Origin of the sequence: Pseudomonas sp. TKO26 (assembly GCF_003225665.1) — a bacterium.
GTDB classification, from domain to species: Bacteria; Pseudomonadota; Gammaproteobacteria; order Pseudomonadales; family Pseudomonadaceae; genus Aquipseudomonas; species Aquipseudomonas saponiphila.
The window spans coordinates 15861-31356 of record NZ_QKLN01000044.1; the positions used below are offsets into that span (position 1 = coordinate 15861).

General features: G+C 66.6%; 15 protein-coding genes and 1 pseudogene. 10 read left to right on the forward strand and 6 right to left on the reverse strand.

Features of this window, described 5'->3' with window-relative positions; translation table 11 throughout:
• The first annotated feature begins 285 nt into the window (after window positions 1-285).
• The 4 genes from peaA to peaD all read left to right on the forward strand — a co-directional run bounded on the left by peaA (window position 286) and on the right by peaD (window position 4846).
• Complete coding sequence (gene peaA / locus DNK59_RS30975) at window positions 286-1866, forward strand: quinohemoprotein amine dehydrogenase subunit alpha (RefSeq protein WP_110725781.1); 1581 nt, start codon at window positions 286-288, stop codon at window positions 1864-1866.
• A 79-nt stretch (window positions 1867-1945) separates the two neighbouring features.
• The gene (gene peaB, locus DNK59_RS30980) at window positions 1946-3379 is read left to right on the forward strand and encodes a quinohemoprotein amine dehydrogenase maturation protein (RefSeq protein WP_110725782.1); all 1434 of its coding nucleotides are present in this window, start codon (window positions 1946-1948) and stop codon (window positions 3377-3379) included.
• Window position 3380: 1 nt separating this feature from the next.
• Window positions 3381-3704, forward strand: a complete 324-nt coding sequence (qhpC, locus tag DNK59_RS30985; protein WP_110725783.1) for a quinohemoprotein amine dehydrogenase subunit gamma — start codon at window positions 3381-3383, stop codon at window positions 3702-3704.
• Between the two features lie 23 nt (window positions 3705-3727).
• Window positions 3728-4846, forward strand: a complete 1119-nt coding sequence (gene peaD, locus DNK59_RS30990) for a quinohemoprotein amine dehydrogenase subunit beta (protein WP_110725805.1) — start codon at window positions 3728-3730, stop codon at window positions 4844-4846.
• A 109-nt stretch (window positions 4847-4955) separates the two neighbouring features.
• On the opposite strand, the gene DNK59_RS30995 is transcribed toward peaD, so the two are convergent.
• The 3 genes and pseudogenes from DNK59_RS30995 to DNK59_RS31000 form a co-directional block, all read right to left on the reverse strand.
• On the reverse strand, window positions 4956-5357 hold the full coding sequence (locus tag DNK59_RS30995) for a lysozyme inhibitor LprI family protein (protein ID WP_110725784.1): 402 nt from the start codon (window positions 5355-5357) through the stop codon (window positions 4956-4958).
• A 39-nt stretch (window positions 5358-5396) separates the two neighbouring features.
• On the reverse strand, window positions 5397-5768 hold the full coding sequence (locus tag DNK59_RS32220; RefSeq protein WP_256596740.1) for a GFA family protein: 372 nt from the start codon (window positions 5766-5768) through the stop codon (window positions 5397-5399).
• Window positions 5769-5804: 36 nt separating this feature from the next.
• Window positions 5805-6719: pseudogene (locus DNK59_RS31000) on the reverse strand (ADP-ribosylglycohydrolase family protein); the annotation flags it as partial.
• Window positions 6720-6858: 139 nt separating this feature from the next.
• Here DNK59_RS31000 and DNK59_RS31005 point away from each other — a divergent pair.
• The 3 genes from DNK59_RS31005 (at window position 6859) to DNK59_RS31855 (ending at window position 8815) form a co-directional block, all read left to right on the forward strand.
• Window positions 6859-7317: an SRPBCC family protein gene (locus DNK59_RS31005; RefSeq protein WP_110725786.1), complete on the forward strand. Its 459-nt coding sequence runs from the start codon at window positions 6859-6861 to the stop codon at window positions 7315-7317.
• Window positions 7318-7418: 101 nt separating this feature from the next.
• Window positions 7419-8225, forward strand: a complete 807-nt coding sequence (locus DNK59_RS31010; protein ID WP_110725787.1) for an aminoglycoside phosphotransferase family protein — start codon at window positions 7419-7421, stop codon at window positions 8223-8225.
• Between the two features lie 272 nt (window positions 8226-8497).
• Entirely contained in the window at window positions 8498-8815 is a 318-nt protein-coding gene (locus tag DNK59_RS31855) for a hypothetical protein (protein WP_158288773.1), read from the forward strand.
• 38 nt (window positions 8816-8853) lie between these two features.
• Here DNK59_RS31855 and DNK59_RS31025 read toward each other — a convergent pair whose 3' ends face one another.
• Window positions 8854-10179, reverse strand: a complete 1326-nt coding sequence (locus tag DNK59_RS31025; protein ID WP_110725790.1) for a PLP-dependent aminotransferase family protein — start codon at window positions 10177-10179, stop codon at window positions 8854-8856.
• 89 nt (window positions 10180-10268) lie between these two features.
• On the opposite strand from DNK59_RS31025, the gene DNK59_RS31030 reads away from it, so the two are divergent.
• Together DNK59_RS31030 and DNK59_RS31035 are read left to right on the forward strand one after the other, a co-directional pair.
• The gene (locus tag DNK59_RS31030; RefSeq protein ID WP_110725791.1) at window positions 10269-10901 is read left to right on the forward strand and encodes a LysE family translocator; all 633 of its coding nucleotides are present in this window, start codon (window positions 10269-10271) and stop codon (window positions 10899-10901) included.
• A 26-nt stretch (window positions 10902-10927) separates the two neighbouring features.
• The gene (locus tag DNK59_RS31035; RefSeq protein WP_092312483.1) at window positions 10928-11272 is read left to right on the forward strand and encodes an antibiotic biosynthesis monooxygenase; all 345 of its coding nucleotides are present in this window, start codon (window positions 10928-10930) and stop codon (window positions 11270-11272) included.
• 1 nt (window position 11273) lies between these two features.
• Here DNK59_RS31035 and inhA read toward each other — a convergent pair whose 3' ends face one another.
• Window positions 11274-11963: an isonitrile hydratase gene (gene inhA, locus DNK59_RS31040; protein WP_110725792.1), complete on the reverse strand. Its 690-nt coding sequence runs from the start codon at window positions 11961-11963 to the stop codon at window positions 11274-11276.
• Window positions 11964-12055: 92 nt separating this feature from the next.
• Here inhA and DNK59_RS31045 point away from each other — a divergent pair, with 92 nt between their 5' ends.
• Entirely contained in the window at window positions 12056-13039 is a 984-nt protein-coding gene (locus tag DNK59_RS31045; RefSeq protein WP_110725793.1) for a GlxA family transcriptional regulator, read from the forward strand.
• A gap of 16 nt (window positions 13040-13055) precedes the next feature.
• Here DNK59_RS31045 and DNK59_RS31050 read toward each other — a convergent pair whose 3' ends face one another.
• A complete protein-coding gene (locus tag DNK59_RS31050) occupies window positions 13056-15494 on the reverse strand; it encodes an alpha/beta fold hydrolase (RefSeq protein ID WP_110725794.1) in 2439 nt (812 codons plus the stop codon).
• Window positions 15495-15496 lie beyond the last annotated feature (2 nt).

The following is a 15496-nucleotide window of genomic DNA, read 5'->3' on the forward strand; positions in this document are numbered from 1 at the left end:
CAGGTGGTTCGGGCGCCAGTGCGGCGATCTGCGCCCCGCGCCGGGATGTCTCAGACTGAGACGCCTGTCGCGAAATTGAACGTCGGGTAACACCCTGGCGCCGGCCAATGCCCGAGGTTTTCACCTAAGCCGTTGATTCGGCGTCTTTTAACAAGCTGGCACGCTCCGTGTATTGCTTACCCTCAGACGTTTCTACTGCCTCCATGCCCGGGATCGCCGGGCATGGCAGAAACCATAAAAACGACTCGCTAACAATAAGAAAGCACCGAGGGAGGTTCGACCCTGATGAAGAGAAAACTCCGCCTGAGGCTCAGCGCCAGCCTGCTGGCCATCGCCACCTGTACCGCCTTGCACGCGCCATCGAGTTTCGCCGCACGGGATGCCCAGAGCATCCTCAAGGAAACCTGCCAGGGCTGCCACACCCCCGAAGCCGGGGAGGCCCTGAGCCGCATCAGCCACCAGCGCAAGACCCCGGAAGGCTGGCTGATGAGCATTGCCCGCATGCAGACCATGCACGGCTTGAAGATCAGCGATGAGGACCGCCGCACCCTGGTCAAGTACCTGGCCGATACCCAGGGCCTGGCCCCCAGCGAGACTGACGGCGTGCGCTATGCCCTGGAGCGGCGCTTGAACACCGTCGAGCACTTCGATGAGCAGACCACCCAGATGTGCGCCCGTTGCCACTCCGGCGCGCGGATCGCCCTGCAGCGCCGCCCGGCCCAGGAGTGGCAGCGGCTGGTGAATTTCCACCTCGGGCAATGGCCGTCCCTGGAGTACCAGGCGCTGTCCCGGGATCGGGAATGGCTGCCCATCGCGCTCAAGGACATGGTGCCGCTGCTGGCCCAGCGTTACCCCCTGGACAACCCGGCCTGGAAGGCCTGGCAGCAGTCCCGTCCGCAAGCGGAGGCACTGGCCGGCAACTGGAGCTTCAGCGGCCACCTGCCGGGCAAGGGCGAACTGGCCGGGGTGATGAGCGTCAGCGCCGGCGAGGACGATCAGTTCAAGGTCAACGTCAAGGGCCAGTACGCCGATGGCAGCCCGTTCAATGGCCAGGGCAGCGCAATTCTCTACAACGGCTATGAATGGCGCGGCAATGTCACGGTCGACGGCGTGGTCATGCGTCAGGTGCTGGCGGCCCAGGGCAATGCGCTGCAAGGGCGGATGTTCGAGGCCGAGCACGATGAGCGCGGCCTGGATTTCGTCGCCGCCAAACAAGGCAGCCAGCGCCTGCTGGCGGTACAGCCGGGTTACCTGAAGGCCGGCGCAGAGGCCGAAGTGACCCTGGTGGGCGCCGGCCTCGCAGGCACCCCGAGTTTCGGCCCGGGCGTCGAAGTGGTGCAGGTGCTGGAGCGGACGCCAGAGCGCATCCGGCTCAAGCTCAAGGCGGCGGCCAGCGCCCAGCCGGGGCTGCGCGAAGTCAGTGTCGGCAGCCTCAAGGGCGCCACGCTGGCGGTGTACCAGCGCATCGCCGAGGTCAAGGTGGTGCCGGCGTTCTCGGTGGCGCGGATCGGCGACGGCGGCGGTTCGACGCCCAAGGTCCAGGGCCGCTTCGATGCCGAAGCCTGGGGCCAGGGCGCCGACGGCAAGGCCTATCGCATCGGCGTGATGCCGGCGCAGTGGAAGGTCGAAGCCTTCGACGAGCAGGCGGCCAAGGATGAAGACGTCAAGTACGCCGGCAGCATGCAGGCCGATAGCGGCGTGTTCACCCCGGGCGACGCCGGGCCCAACCCGCAGCGCAAGATGTCCACCAACAACGCCGGCAACCTCAAGGTGATCGCCGCCGTGGATGACGCGGGCAAGGCCCTGACCGGCGAAGGCCAGCTGATCGTCACCGTGCAACGCTGGAACAATCCACCCATTCCCTGAGGGCCGTCGAGCAACCGCGACAGACACTTTCAGGCAATGACCGCAGGCCCCGACAGCGGGGTGTGCACAGGAGGTTGTAATGGGCGCAATTCTCAATCTGGTGGAGCGCAACCTGCATGAAGTGCAGGTCGACGCCGACCGCATGCTGTTCCATATCCCCAGCAGTTCGCTGTTCGCCAGCGATGCCTTGACCGGCAGCATCATCGATGCCCTGCGCGGCCCGGGCCGTACCCCGGAAGACTTGATCCAGCAATTGGCCGGCGCCTATGACAGCGCCGAAGTCAGCGACACCCTGCGCGAGCTGATCGCCCTGGAGCTGGTCAGCGACGGCTCGCCCCTGACCCCGGAAATCGGCGTCAAGCGGGTCGAGCGCACGGCGATCAATACCGTGGTGCTCAACGTCAATACCGGCTGCAACCTGAGCTGCACCTACTGCTACAAGGAAGACCTGGACAAGCCCTCGGCGGGCAAGAAGATGGGCCTGGACACGGCCATCGCCTCGGTGGAGATGCTGCTCCAGGAATCCCCCGACGAGGAGCGCTACACCGTGGTGTTCTTCGGCGGCGAGCCGCTGAGCAACCGGCCGCTGATCGAAGCCATGGTGGACTACTGCGAACAGCGCTTTGCCGCTGCCGGCAAGTTCGTCGAGTTCGTCATGACCACCAACGCCACCTTGCTCACCGAAGAAATAGTCGACTACCTCAATGCCCACCGATTCGGGCTGTCGGTGAGTATCGACGGGCCCAAGACCGTGCACGACCGCAACCGCATCACCGTGGGCGGGCAGGGCACCTACGACGTGGTGCGGCGCAAGGCGCAGATGCTCCTGGAACGCTACGACAGCCGGCCGGTGGGCGCGCGAGTGACCCTGACCACCGGGGTCACCGACCTTGAAACCATCTGGGATCATCTGTTCAACGAACTGGGGTTCGCCGAGGTGGGTTTCGCCCCGGTGACCTCCGGGGACATCAGCAGCTTCAACCTCAGCAGCGAGGAGCTGATCGAAGTCTTCGCCAGCATGAAACGCCTGGGGCGGCGTTACTTGGAGGCGGCGCTGGAGCACCGCAACATCGGTTTCTCCAACCTGCACCAGCTGATCACCGACATCCACGAAGGCCACAAGAAAGCGCTGCCTTGCGGCGCCGGGCTGAAGATGCTGGCGGTGGACCACAAGGGCGAACTGAACCTGTGCCACCGCTTTACCGGCTCAAGCTTGCCGACCTTCGGCAACGTGCATGACGGCGGGGTCAAGCAGGTGCAGCTCAACGACTTCCTGTCCCAGCGCCTGGACCGGACCAACACCGGCTGCGACAGCTGCCGCATCCGCAACCTGTGTTCCGGAGGCTGCTACCACGAGAGCTACGCCCGCTACGGCGACCCGGCGCACCCGACCTATCACTATTGCGAACTGATGCGTGACTGGGTGGATTTCGGCATCGAAGTCTACAGCCGGATCATGGCCCGCAACCCTGCGTTCATCAGCACTTACATCACTCCGCGCAAGGCTCACTGACATGAAACATCTCACGCCAATCAACAACAAAGCTCAGAAACTGACCGCGGCGGCCGCCGAGGACCGGATCGAAGAAGTGCTGGCGATGAACTCCGTGGCCGGCTGCGCCTCGACCACCGACCCGGGCTGGGAAATCGACGCCTTTGGCGGAGTCTCGTCGCTGTGCCAGCCGATGGAGGCCGACCTCTACGGCTGCTCCGACCCGTGCTGGTGGCCGGCCCAGGTGCCCGACATGATGAGTACCTACCCCGACTGGAACAAGGACGCCCAGGCCTCCAACGACAACTGGCGCAACCTCGGCACTGTCTTCCCGAAAGACAAGTGATGAACAACAAGAAGGATTCCAGCATGCACAGCATCAAAGCCTGCGGCCTGGTCGCACTCGCGGTTCTCGGCGCCTGCTCGTTCAGCGTTTTGGCCGATGAGGGCCGGGCCCTCAATAGTGGCCACGAGTACCTGGTGACCACCAACTACCCGAACAACCTGCACGTCATCGATCTGGCCAGCGACAGCCTGTACAAGACTTGCAAGATGCCCGACGCCTTTGGCCCCGGCACCGTGCAACTGTCGCCGGACCGCAAGGTCGCCTATGTGCTCAACAACCACTACGCGGATGTCTACGGCGTCGAGCTCGACAGCTGCAAACAGGTGTTCCACGCCAGCATCACCCAGCACCCGGGGGAGAAGGCGCGCTCGATGTTCGCCTTCACCGTCAGCCACGACGGCAAGGAGCTGTACACCGTGGCCAATCCGACCCTGCTGCTCAATGATCGCTACGAGGTCAAGGAGCCGCGGCTGGATGTCTACGCCACCGATGCCGGGCTCGACGCCAAGCCGCTGCGCAGCTTCCCCGCGCCGCGCCAGCTGACCATCATGCAGAGCGGCGACGACGGCACCTTGTACGTGGCCGGGCCGGACCTCTACAAGGTCAACGTGCAGACCGGCAAGTTCGACGTGCTGATCCCCAGCCGGCACTGGAAACGCCCCAACTACAGCGCCCCGGACGTGCTCTACATCTGGAACCAGCAGACCTACCGCCACGACTTCTCGCTGCTCTACACCGCGGCGAAATTCAAGGACAAGCAGCAGGACCCGGCGACCGCCGAACCGCTGTACGGGCTGTTCAGCATTGACTTGAAGACCGGCAAGACGGAAACCACCGACTTCGGCCCCCTGACCGAAATCTACTTCAGCGGCATGCGCTCGCCCAAGGATCCGAACCTGATGTTCGGCGTGCTCAACCGCCTGGCCAAGTACGACATCAAGCAGAAGAAACTGCTCCAGGCCGCGACCTTGGACCATTCCTACTACTGCCTGTCGTTCAACCAGGCCGGGAGCAAGATCTACCTGACCGGGACCTTCAACGACGTGGCGATCTTCGACGCCGACAGCTTCAAGCAGGTGGGCAAGATCACCTTGCCCGGTGGCGACATGGCGGCGACCACCACGCAGATCTTCATCCGCTGACCAGCCTCCATCGGCCCGCCCGGCTCCTCATGTAGGAGCCGGCTTGCCGGCGAACGGGCCGGCAAGCCGTGCAGCGCCCCCACCATCGCCTTCGCGGGCCAGCCCGTTTCTACAGGCCCGGTACCGGGCAGCTCAGGTCACCTTCCTGGCATTTGAGGTAGGTCTTGAAATTTTCTACCCGGGCCTTGGTCAAGGCCGTGGTGCAGTTGCTGTAGACCAGTGGATAAACGCTGCCACCTTCGACCCCCGAGGACGAGAATTCGCACTCGGCATCGCGGAACGCCACCCAGGCCCGTTGTGCACTGACCAGCAGCTTTTTGGCCTGTGGCTGGTCTTTCAGGCGCAGGTTGATCTGCTGGTAGAGGTTGTTCAGTTGCTTGTCGGCCGCCTGGAATTGCCGGCCGGCACACTGATTCATGTCGCTCTGGGTGGTGGCACTGTCGCACTCGTCAGCCTGGGCCAAGGGGGCGAGCAGCAGCGGCGCAAGGGCCAGGATCAGGATCGGACGCATGGAACATCTCGCTATCGAGTCAAGAGTTGGAAAGACCGCCTAACCGCGGCTGGGTTGCCATTGCGGCCAGCGCTCCAGCGCCTCGTGGGCCAGCCAGGGCACATCGTGGGCGGTCCAGATATGCACCTGCGGGGTCTGCCCCGGATCATCGTCCAGGGTCGCCACCCGCAGGATCACATGGGGCTGGCCCGGTCGCTCGGCCAGCAGATGAGAACCGCACACCGAGCAGAAGTGCCGCAGCTTGCCCGGCGACGACTCGAACGCTCTCAGCAGCTCCTGGCCTTGGGTCCAGCGAAAATGTTCGCGCATGACCCCGGCGGTGGAGGCGAAGGCCGCGGCATGGGCCTTGCGGCAGGTCTGGCAGTGACAGTGGCCGATGGGCATGTTCAGGCGTTCGACCTGGTATTGCACGCCCCGGCACAGGCAACTGCCGTTGAGGGGCCGGGCCGGTTGTTGGCGCTGGGCGGCCTGCAGCAATTGATCGGCCATGGTCCGGATCTCCTCGGCCATGTGCAGGCAGGCCAGCCAGTGCGGCGGTATGCCCTGGACCCCGTAGAAGGCCCCGGCCAACTGGCCGACGATGGCCGCGGTGGTGTCGGCGTCGTCCCCCAGGTTGGCGGCGGCGAGCACGGCGGCGGCGAAGCTGTCGCTGTGCTGGAAGCACCACAGCGCCGCTTCCAGGGAGTCGACGCAATAACCGTTGCCACGGATCTGCTCACGGGTCTTGTGCAGATAACCGCCCTGGGCCAGGGCCACGACCTTGCTCTGGCTCAACCCCGTGGTATCGAGCCGTTGCAGTTCCAGCTTGCTGGCGCCGCCCAGGGCCTTGGCGATCAACCCGGCCAGCACCTGGCAGCATTCGACGGCTTCGGCGGCGCCGTGGGTGGTGCGCGAACTGGCGCCGGCGAACTCGCGGACCCGGGCCAGATCCGGGTAGTAAAACAGCACCACCGGCGCCAGGCGCATCAACGAACCATTGCCCGCGGTCTGCGGGTCGGTGGAACCGGCGAAGGGCCGGCCGTGTTCCTGAAAGTCTGTCAGGGCCTGACGCACGGTCATGCCGATGTCGAAGCATTCGCCGGTGGCGCTCAGGTAGCCCCATTGCCACCAGTTGAGGTAGCGGCCCATCTGGTCGGCCGGGTCGAAGCCGTTCTTGTGCAGCAGGCTCTCACCCAGGCACAGGGCCATGGAGGTGTCGTCGGTCCACTGCCCGGGCTTGAGGTTGAACGGCCCGCCACCCAGCAGGTCGGTGACCGGCGCGAAGCTGCCACGGGGCTTGAATTCGACGCTGGTGCCGACGGCGTCACCACAGGCCAGGCCCAGCAGGCTGCCGCGGTAGCGGTCGATAAGAGAGAGGGGCATGGCAGATCCTTTGCGAAGAGAGGTGCAGTTGCGCCGGCGACAGTAGCATTTTTCATGGCGTGCGATCAGTCGTGCCTTCGGCCGGATAAAGGTTGCGCTCCAAGTACAGCGGTCTAGTGTTCATCACTGGAGGTGACCTATGAACGCTTCAGATCGCATTGAACGCAAGATCCTGCTGCAGGCCCGTCCGGCGCAAGTGTGGGCGGCGCTGAGCGAGGCCGAGCAATTTGGCCGCTGGTTCGGCGTGGCCCTGCAGGGCCAGCACTTCATCCCCGGCCAGCGTGTCCGCGGTGCCGTCACTTACCCAGGCTATGAACACCTGACCTGGGATGTGCAGGTCGAACAGATGCTGCCCGAGGAGTTGTTCTCCTTCCGCTGGCACCCTTACGCCATCGACCCGACCCATGATTACTCGGCCGAACCCACCACCCTGGTGCGGTTCGAACTGCAAGAACACGCTGGCGGCACCTTGCTGCGGGTCATTGAGTCGGGCTTCGACGGCATCCCCGCCGAGCGCCGGCTCAAGGCCTTTCGCATGAACAGCCGGGGCTGGGATGAACAGATGAGCAACATCGAGAACCACTTGCAGCAGGAGTGATGAGGAGCAGCGATAAGCCGCGAGCTGCAAGCTGCAAGCGGCGGGTTGCAGAGCAGGTCGTGCAGCTTGAAACTTGTCGCTCATTGGCTGGAGCTGCTCCCTTGTTTGAAACCTATATAGACCGTTGGCGCCTGACGGCGGATGGCGATCCTATCGTCACCCCGGGCAGCCGGCTGTTGCCGGTGCGTCTGCAAGACGGTGCGCCGGCCATGTTGAAGATTGCCCTGGACGAAGATGAGCAGGCCGGCAACCGGTTGATGGCCTGGTGGGCCGGTGAGGGCGCGGCGCGGGTCCATGCCCAGGAGGACCATGCACTGTTGATGGAGCGCGCCATGGGCACGAAGTCATTGATGGGCATGGCCCTGGCCGGCCAGCACGATGAGGTCAGCCAGATCGTCTGCGCCACCTTGCACAAGCTGCACCGGCCACGGGCGCAACCCCAGCCGTCGCTGGTGTCGCTGGATCGCTGGTTTGCCGATCTGCGCGAGGCGGCGCAGCAGGGCGGGATGTTCCTGCGCTGCCTGGCGCAAGCCGAACAACTGCTGGCCACGCCCCGGGAGCCGGTGGTGCTGCACGGAGATGTGCACCACGACAATGTGCTGGATTTCGCCGAAGGTGGCTGGCGGGTGATCGACCCCAAGCGGGTGTACGGCGAACGCACGTTCGATTTTGCCAACCTGATCTGCAACCCGGACTTGCCCAGCGCCACCGACCCCGGGCGCTTTACCCGCCAGGTGCAGGTGATTGCCCGGGCGGCGCAACTGGAGCCGCGGCGACTGGTGCAATGGGTGCTGGCCTTCAGTGGTCTGTCCGCCGCCTGGTTTCTCCAGGACGATCATCAGCCCGGGGCGCAGCACCAGCTCACGCTCGCGGCGTTGGCCGCCCAGGCACTGGAAGGGGGGAGCTAGGGGTTTGCGTAGGTACGCTATAGCGAATTTCCTACACGCGCTGTAATTCAATGCGCCTTCTGCGCACCCGGCTTTGTGTTTAATCTTCTTTCCCACAACTGCAGCGCAGGAAGCGCTCAGGATCAAGGAAGGTCGACCATTAGCACGGATGCTGCAGACAGGAAGTCATAATGGTCTTGGAAAAAACCCGCTTCGGCGGGTTTTTTTTCGTCCGGCCATTTGTACCTGCTGCCGGGGTGCGATGGCCGCTTTGATACTTCACGCAGTGGAACATGAACGTGACCGTTTTTTTTCAGCCCGACGCTAAGCGCGGGCTTCTGTGCAAATGGCCGTGGTTGCGGCAGGTCGTTGTACTGGGGGCGGCGCTGCTGCACACCTTGAGCTGGGGGGGAATGTCGTGCCAAGGGCCGGATTGCCCCGGCATTCTGACGATGCTGGCATTTTTCCTGGGGGCTTTTGTCCTGGCCAATATCCTTGGCGCGCTGTGGATGATCGGCCGGAAGATCAAGTCGGTCTGGCGGCGCTGGCGTGATCCGAAGGGCGATGAGGCTGGCGAACGGCCTGTCACGGATGATGCCTGCGGTCATTGACGCCGGTGAGCGTGCGCTCTTCGCCGGCAAGCCGGCTCCTACAGGGTGATTTCGTTGCGGACCTTCTCCAGCGCCTGCTGCAGCAGCGGCAGGCCGATGGAGCCCAGGGCCAGGCGCAGGGCCTGGGGCACGTGGGCGGTGGTGGCGAAGGGCTCGGCCGAGGTCACCGTTATCCCCTGATGTTCCAGGGCCGCCACCACGGCGTCGGCCCGCAGCCCTTCGGGCAGTTTCAGCCAGAGAAAATACGCTGAGGGGTAGGCCTGATAGTCACAGCCCTTGAGCACCCGCGCGGCCAGCTGCTGGCGGCGCCGGGCGTCGTTGCGTTTCTGCTCTTCCAGGCTGTCCACCAGCCCCGACTCGATCCAGCGGCAGCCCAGGGTCACGGTCAGCGACGGGGTGCTCCAGGTGGACACGCGAATCGCCCGCTCCAGCGCCGGGATCATCTCCAGCGGCGCGACGATGAACCCCAGGCGCAAGCCCGAGGCGACGCTTTTCGACAGTCCGGAAATGTACAGCGTGCGCTCCGGGGCCAGGGTCTGCAGCGGCACCGGCGCCGGTTCGGCGAGGAAGGCATAGGCGCCGTCCTCGATCAGTAGCAGGTCGTGTTCGCGAGCCAGCTGCACCAGGCGTCGGCGCTCGGCCAGGGGCATCACCGTGCCCAGCGGGTTGTGCAGGGTCGGCATGCAGTACAGCGCTCGCACCGGGCGCCGGCGGCACAGCGCCTGCAGGGCGTCGAGGTCCATCTGCCCGTTGTGCTGTGGCAGTGGTTCCAGGTCCAGGCGCTGGACCTGGGCCAGGGCCTTGAGCCCGGGGTAGGTCAGGGCGTCCACCGCCAGGATGTCCCCGGGCTGGAGCAGCGCCAGCAGGCTCACCGCCAGCCCTTGCTGGGCGCCGTTGACGATCAGCACCTGTTCGCCCGTGACCCGGATCTCGCGGTTGCGCAGGTGGCGCGCCGCGGTCTGCCGTTCATGGGGGCGGCCGCCCTGGGGCGCCGAATGCAGCAGCGCATCCAGGTCGCCGGAGGCGGCGAGCGCCCGCAGCCCCTCGCGCAGGCTTTCCGCCTGGCCGGGCAGGGACGGGTAGTTGAACGCCAGATCCACCGAGGTGGCGCTGGCCGGGTGCTGCTCCAGGCCCATGCCCCGGGGCAGGCTGGTGTCGCGGACAAAGGTGCCGCGCCCGGGCTCGCCGACCACCAGGCCGATGGCTTCCAGCTCGTGATAGACCCGCAGCGCCGTGGCCAGGGCCACCTGCTCGCTGGCCATCAGCGCGCGCACCGTGGGCAGTTGGGTGCCGGGGCATAGCTGGCCGCTGCGGATGCGCTGGGCGAAGTGGTCGACGATGGTTTTGTAGCGGGTACGGCGCACGTTCGACCACCTCATGTATCTAGAACACTTTTTTGTTTGTATCAGATAGGGGCTCTAATCTAGCGACTTTTGCGCAGGAGCACACTGGCATGCCGGACCTGACCACCCTGTCGATCTTCCTGGGCGCGGTGCTGCTGTTACTGCTGTCGCCGGGCCCGAACATGGCGTTTGTCATCAGCCACGGCGTGGCCTATGGCTGGCGCGGTGGCGTGGCTTCGGGGCTGGGCATCGGCGCTGCGGATATCGGCCTGACCCTGCTCACGGCCACCGGGGTGACCGCGGTGGTGGCCAACTGGCCGCCAGCGTTCGAGCTGATCCGCTATGCCGGGGTCGCCTACCTGCTATGGCTGGCCTGCAAGGCCCTGGGCAAGCGCGGCGCCCTGCACCTGGCCGACCCGGAGCGGGTGCCGCTGTCCACGGTGTTTGTCCGGGCCCTGTGCAACAGTCTGCTGAACCCCAAGGCGCTGCTGTTCTTCATGGTATTCCTGCCGCAGTTCGTGCGCCCCGAGCGCGGCAGCATCGCCGTGCAACTGGTGGTCCTGGGCTTGCTGCTGACCCTGGTCAGCGGGGTCTTTCACACCGGCCTGGGGATCTTCGGCGCGGCCCTGGGCCGTGGCCTGCCCAGTGGCGATTCGCGGCTGGCCCGCTGGCAATCCTGGCTGCTGGCGGCGGTGCTGCTGGCCTTGGCCCTGCGCCTGGCGCTGCTGACGCGCCCGGTCTGATTCATCCCACCCAACGGAGTTTGCCCATGTACATCGCGGCCTTTATCTACCAGCCGGGCCAGCGCGACGAGGAGTTCTACCGCCTCAGTGCGCTGATCGACGAAATCGCCACCAGCTTGCCGGGCTTCGTCGGCGTCCAATCCTGGACCAGCGCCGATCAGGGGTTGATCAACGCCAGCTATTACTGGGAGGACGAAGCCTCGATCCAGGCCTTTGCCCGCCACCCCAGGCACATCGAGGCCAAGCGCCAGTACCGGCGCTGGTACGCCGGTTATCAGGTGGTGATTTCCAAGGTCGAGCGCACCTATGGCGACGGCGCCATTGCCCAGTTGCTCGGCAATGCCCGCCAGGGCCCGGTGCTGCGCGCCTGAGCTATGCCTGCTGTGTCAGCCGGGCGGCCGCGCGCAGGGTGATTTCCCGGCGCTTGTGCAGCGAGTCGGTGGTGCGCTGGCGGGCGAGCTGCACCACGCTGGCCGGCGCGGTGTCCGGGCTGCCGGCCTCGAACGGCGGCGCCGGGGCGTATTCCAGTTGCAGCTGCACCAGCTGCGCGGTGGCGGCGTCGAACAGTTCGGCGGCCAGGGTCAGGGCGAAGTCGATGCCGGCGGTGATGCCGCCGCCGGTCAGCAGGTTGCCGTCGCGCACCACCCGTTCCCGTACCGGGATCGCCCCCAGCGGCGCCAGCAGTTCGTGATAGGCCCAGTGGGTGGTGGCGCGTTTGCCCCGGAGCAAGCCGGCGGCGCCCAGCACCAGGGAACCGGTGCACACCGAGGTCAGGTAGCGCGCTTGGGCGGCCTGTCGGCGGATGAAGTCCAGAGTCTGCGGGTCTTCCATCAGTGCTCCGACCCCGGCGCCTCCGGGAATGCACAGCACATCCAGCGGCGGGCAGTCGGCAAAACCGGTGGTGGCCTGCAGCACCAGCCCGGAGCTGGCCACCACCGGCCCCGGTTCCTTCCAGATCAGCTGCACCTGCACATCCGGCAGCGAGGCCAGCACGTCGTGGGGACCGGTCAGGTCCAGCTGCTGGACCTGGGGAAACAACAGAAAACCTATCTGTAACGCCATGGCCTGTTCCTTGTGTCGATGAAGTGGACGGCCTGACTCTAGCGCTCTAGGCTTTGGCGTACTCGCCAACCTGCCCTCGATTTACGCCAATCATGCCCACTGCGCCGAAAAACGTATTTGTCCTGGCTTTTGCCAATCACCAGTTGCTGGATGTCACCGGGCCGTTGCAGGTGTTCGCCTCGGCCAATGACCGGGCCCGCGGCCTGGGCCTGCCCTTGCCCTACCAGCCGCGGGTGATCGCCAGCCCGGGTGGGGCGACCCCGAGTTCATCGGGGCTGGCGCTGCTGGCCGAGGCCTTGCCGGCGCTGGAAGTGGCCTGCGACACCTTGATCATTGCCGGCGGTTGGGGCGTCTACGAGGCGGCTCGGGATCCGCAACTGGTGGCCTGGGTCGCCCAGCGCGCGGCAACCTCGCGGCGCGTGGCCTCGGTCTGCACCGGGGCCTTTCTGCTGGCCGCCAGTGGCTGGCTGGACGGGCGCCGGGTGGTCACCCACTGGACCCGCTGCGAGCAACTGGCCGAGCAGTACCCGCAGTTGCAGGTGGAGCCCAATCCGATCTTCATCAACGACGGCCCGGTGTGGACCTCGGCCGGGGTCACCGCCGGCATCGACCTGGCCCTGGCCCTGGTGGAGGCCGACCTGGGGCGTGAGGCGGCATTGGATGTGGCCCGGCAACTGGTGGTGTTTCTCAAGCGCCCGGGCGGCCAGTCGCAGTTCAGCGTGACCCTGTCGCTGCAAAACAAGGGCGGGCGTTTCGATGGGCTGCACGCCTGGATCGCCGAGAATCTCAGTCGCGAGCTGACGCTGCCGACCCTGGCCCGGCAGGCGGGCATGAGCGAGCGCAGCTTCGTCCGTCACTACCGCGCCGACACCGGCCAGACCCCGGCCCGGGCGATCGAGCAGATCCGGGTGGAAACCGCGCGGCGCCTGCTGGCCGACACCGGCCTGCCGATCAAGCGCATCGCCGCGCAGTGCGGTTTTGGCAGTGAGGAAACCCTGCGCCGCAGCCTGCTGCGGGCCCTGGGGGTGACGCCCCAGGCCTACCGCGAACGTTTCGCCGCCACCGAACCGGCCTGAGTCCGAGACGCGGGGTTCAGCCTTCGACCAGGCTCAGCTGGCCGTCGGCATACAGCACCTCGCGGCCGACCCAGGCCGGGTCCACCTGGGGCAGTACCGCCGAGGGCTTGCGCAGCTCGCGCAGCAGGGTCGAGCCATGGGACAGGCGCCCGCCCATGCGCGCGATCACCGCGCGGGCCTGTTGGTAATGGGCATGGCGCCCGGGGTCGAGGGTGTCTTCCAGGAGAATGTCGACCCCCAAGACGCCCTGGACCTGCCCCGGATAGATCATGAAGCCCGCGGCCTGCTCGCTGCCTTCACGGCCGTCCTGCCAGAAGCTGCCGCCACGGCTGCGCGGCGTTTCATGGGGAGCAAACCAGTAGTCGCGATCGGCCTCGGGCATGGCGTGGTGCAGGCGGAAAAAGATCCGCATCAGGTTGTCCCGATACCACTCGCGCACTTGCAGGTAATAGCCGCGCATGCCCGGCAGGCCCAGGCGGTGGGCCAGGACAATGGCCGGGCGCCACTGCGGGAAGGCCTGCAACGGCAGCTCGGCGCAGGCCGGGCGCGGGGTGCCGGGGTCGGTTTCCCAGGGCAGGCGATGGGGGCTGTGGTCCAGGTTGTCGTAGGCGGTGGGCGGGCGCCCCAGCAGCGCGCCGCCGCTGCTGGCCAGGGCGGTGGCGATGCACAGGTTGCCCTGCACCACGAACACGTAGAAGCGGCTGAACCAGTCCGCCAGTTGCTGGCCGTCGGCCCCGGCGCCTTGCAGCTGCGCCAGTTCCCGGTCAAAGCGCCGCAAGCCCGCTTCCAGGGTCAGCAAGTGGCCACGGGCGATGTGCTGCATGCGCAGGAAGCGCGGCAGCGAGCGCAATAGCCGCAGCGGGCGCAAGGGCAGCTCCGGGGTGGCGCCGCCGACTTCGCCGGCGTAGCTGGAGGAGGGCAGGCCCCAATCGGCCAGCCGCGCCAGGAACAGGTCGTTGTTGATGTAGGACGCACCGCCGAACACTGCGGTGAACGGCTCATTGTCCTGCAGCACCCGGGTGTCCCAGCGGGCCATGATTGCCGGAATGCTCGCCGCCGCGCGGCGCTGGCCGTACTCGACGAAACGGCTGGGTTGCGGCGGCAGGATCTCGGCGATGTTGGCCGCGGTCAGGTGCCGGCGCCAGCCGTAGTCGCTGATCGGGCGGTACTGCAACAGCCACAGTTGCTGGCCGTCCCAGGCCCATTCGACATCGCCGGGCACGTAGTGAAAGGTCTTCAGCACCCCCTGCAGGAAGTCCCACAGGGCGCTGGCGCTCAGGCCCTGGGTGTTGGCGAAGGCGCCGCTCTCCCAGGCCGGGCCCAGGCGCGAAAGAATCGCCCGCTGGGGGCTGACCTGGCCATCGGCGAGGCTTTCCAGGTGGCCCTCGACCCATTCCAGTTCCACCGAGAGATGGCGCACGAAGGCGATCCCCGACAGCGTCGGCTGGATAAAACGCTGCACCACCACTTCCTCGACCCCGGCCGCGCGCAGCTCGCTGATGCGCCCGGGCACCTCCGCGCGGGCGACCCGCAGGTAAGTGGTGCTCAGCCCGGCATTGGCCGAGTCGGCCTGATCCTCGCCGTAGCTGGAGGAGCGCACCGCCCACAGTGCCTCGGGCTGGCTGGCGAGCAGGGCTGGCAGGCGCGGATCGCTAGCGCTGTCCAGGGACAGGGCACTGGGCACCGGCTGGCCGGCCAGTTGTGCCAGGTGCAGGCGGCCGCCCTTGGTGTGGGCGACAAAACCGCTGTCGCCGGACTCCAGCCAGGCGACGAACTCGGCCGGCGCATCGATCCACGGGTAATGGCCCCAGCCGGGCTTGAGGCTGACCCGCAAGTCGGCCCGGGCCAGGATCGCCGACCAGGCCGCGGCCTGGGCCATGCCCAGCAGCCGGTCCTGATCACCCCAGACCAGGTGCACCGGGTCCTTGATCCACTCCAGCAATGGCAGCGCGGTGTCGGCCCGCAGTTGCTCCCACAGCGGCACGAACGCTCGGCAGCGGGCATAGCCCGAGCCCATGCGCCGGTACTGCTCCTGGGTCCAGGGCTGGCGCGAGAACTTGCCGGCGAACAGGGTCGGTTTATGGCTCAGCAGGCCATGAATCAGCAACCGCGCCGGCAGCGGCGACATCAGCGCCGGCAAGCGCCGTTGCCAGAGAAACGCCCCCACCGGCGACAGCAGCATGCTGCGGCAGAAATGCCCGGGCCGGCGTTGCAGGGCGTGCAGCACGATCAGCGCGCTGACCCCCACCGCGACAATCGCGTTGCCCGGCGCCGTCATGCCCAGCAGGGCCTCGGCGTACTCCCCCAGGTCCCGGCAGGGCGGCAGCGGGTTGGCGCCAAACCCCGGCAGCTCCAGGGGCTGTACCTGATAGCGCTGGAAGTGCGGCAGGGCATCGTCCCACCAGTCGGCGGCGCTGCCATTGCCCGCCAGCAGGTACAACAGGGGCTTGCTCATGG